We start from the raw sequence: 2,442 nt of genomic DNA, 5'->3' as shown, positions 1-2,442 counted from the left end.
GGCCGATTCTGTTGAAAAAGTCGGATTTTCAGCTCGCCTGAACTCAGACACGACCACCCCTGAAGAACCTACTCACCACATTGAGTGGTTTTTCGGCCCTTCGGTGACCTTTGCTGCTCTGTTATTGGGTTAATTTGAGGTTTTTTGCTTGGTGCAGGCGCACCTATCCCGTGACTGGTGGCCCTTGAGATGAAAATTTGGCCAGCCGTCGCAGGTTCTGCACCGCGGCGGCCAGCGTGAATTCATCCGTCGCGCCACTCATGCCACGTAGCCGCAAGCGATCCAATTTCAGGATGCGCTTGAGGTGGGCAAACAACATTTCGACCTTCTTACGTTCATGGCGAGAGCGCACGTATTCCGGCGTCGTTGCGATGCGTCGAGCGACATCACGAGCGGCTTCATGAACGCTGCGAGCGATCTTGCGAAATGATGTGTTCGGGCAGCACTTGGCTTTCATCGGACACGTAGCGCAGTCGGTCTGCCGGGATCGGAAGATGATGGTGTTGGCTTTGGTGACGTGCGAACGCTCGTTCTTGAAGGCTCGCCATTCGCTGCGTAATACGTTGCCAGCTGGGCAGCGGTATTCCTCAGCCTCTTCATTCCAGTGGAAATCGTTACTCGAAAAGCTGTCGTTCTTGCGCTCGGTTTTGTCCCACACCGGCACATGCGGCTCGATATCTTTCTCTTCCACCATCCAGGCCAACATCGGTGCTGTGCCGTAAGCGGTGTCGCCGATTAAGCGATCCGGTTTGATGTCGAACAACTCTTCGACTCGATCAATCATGGTTTTGGTGCTCTCGACCTCGGCCGTTCGATGAGCCGGTGTCGGTTCTACGTCCATGATCACGCCATGCTCGACATCAATCAGGTAGTTCGTGGAGTAAGCGAAAAACGCTGGGCCGCCCGGGGCGGCAGTCCAACGGGATAAAGGATCAGTCAGCGATAAGCGCTTGGGAAGTGCTTCAGCCAGCGCCTCTTCATCGAGTGCTTCGAGGTACTCGCGGACGGCACGTGTGCTGAGCGATGGGTCGCTCCAGTTAACCTCCTCATCACCAAGTACGCCGCGCTGCCGACTCGCATCTGCCTTGATGATGCTGGCGTCCACGGCAAAGCCTTCCCCCTTGACCAGACCTGCGTCCATGCAGCGACGCAGCACTTCATTAAACAGCCAGCGAAAAAGATCGCTGTCCCGGAAACGGCCGTGTCGATTCTTGGAAAACGTCGAGTGATTAGGTACTTCATCCTCAAGGCTCAACCGGCAGAACCAGCGATACGCCAGGTTCAAATGGGCCTCTTCACACAAGCGCCGTTCGGAGCGAATGCCATAGCAATAGCCCACGACTAGCATGCGGATCATCAGTTCAGGATCAATCGAAGGGCGCCCAATCGGGCTATAGAAATCGGCGAGGTAGTGGCGCAGGTCGCTCAGATTGAGACACCGATCAATGCTACGCAGGAGATGATTTTTTGGGATGTGTTCTTCAAGATTGAACGAATAAAACAGCCGATCCTGCCCACTCGATAACTGTCCCATCATGCTGCGTACTCTCCCGCTGGCCGACGGGCAGATTTTGCCTTAGACCAATCAGGAGAGCTACTTTTGCAAAAGGACAGTTCATCATCTGCTGATGTAAAAGGCAGTTCGCCGAGAGAGGTTTCGTGTGCCTTGATTCCCGAATGTAGATGAAGAAGACTCCATCCATTATCTGAGGTCGAACCAACGACCGTAGTTGTCGAAGTGGGATTACTTTTGGGCATGGGGCCGACGATGCAGGGAAAAACGTTCGAAATAGTGCGAATAGATCAAATCCACGAAATTGTTTCGCCAACCGTAGAATCACTTTTACAGCCGTTAGGGTTCGAAGTTCAGGGCCCGCTGTCCTGGCTTCGTAGCGTCAATGCTCCCATTCGCCAACTCTTTCGCCTTGAGCAGTGCAAAGGCGGCGCGCTAGCGCCGTCATGGGCTCTGTCACTGGACTTCGTTCCCCATCTTTCCGGCAATGAAATCAAATGGCACAGGACGTCAAAATCAGCACGACCTGATCTGACTTTCGATGTGCGAGATCGAGCGTTTGATATCTCATGCAGCTACGGACCTGATGTCATAGCAACCCGCGCACCCAATATCCTCCGGGCTGCAATTCCAAAAGCTGAATCGTTTTGGAACGAGGCTCGTTCGATAGCCGACCTGCCTGATGCTTTCGAGCGGGTCAAGCAGCATTTGTCGACTGGTGGCCTGGGTTTCTACAACTACATACAACATCCTCTTGCATACGCGTTTGTATTGGCCATGAACGGCAAGCCCGACACAGCCGAAGAAGAGTTTCAACGCTATTCACCGCGTCTTTCAGAGGCGGCTCGAAAAAAACTCCGCAAGCTATTCATTGATGCAGGCGGTCACCTTGGCTAAGCGAGTACGACTTTTTCAACAGAATCGGCCGA

General features: G+C 53.7%; 2 protein-coding genes. One reads left to right on the top strand and one right to left on the bottom strand.

Annotated features, from left to right (window positions below):
• Positions 1 to 163: 163 nt before the first annotated feature.
• Positions 164 to 1,537: an IS1182 family transposase gene (locus tag TU80_RS30955; protein ID WP_057006139.1), complete on the bottom strand. Its 1,374-nt coding sequence runs from the start codon at positions 1,535 to 1,537 to the stop codon at positions 164 to 166.
• A gap of 231 nt (positions 1,538 to 1,768) precedes the next feature.
• On the opposite strand from TU80_RS30955, the gene TU80_RS32525 reads away from it, so the two are divergent.
• The gene (locus tag TU80_RS32525) at positions 1,769 to 2,410 is read left to right on the top strand and encodes a hypothetical protein (RefSeq protein ID WP_234427157.1); all 642 of its coding nucleotides are present in this window, start codon (positions 1,769 to 1,771) and stop codon (positions 2,408 to 2,410) included.
• The last annotated feature ends 32 nt before the right edge of the window (positions 2,411 to 2,442 follow it).

The sequence above is a fragment of the Pseudomonas veronii genome (genome assembly GCF_001439695.1).
Classification (GTDB): domain Bacteria; phylum Pseudomonadota; class Gammaproteobacteria; order Pseudomonadales; family Pseudomonadaceae; genus Aquipseudomonas; species Aquipseudomonas veronii.
The sequence above is the reverse complement of the archived record's forward strand: the minus strand, read 5'-3'. Positions and strand labels throughout refer to the sequence as shown.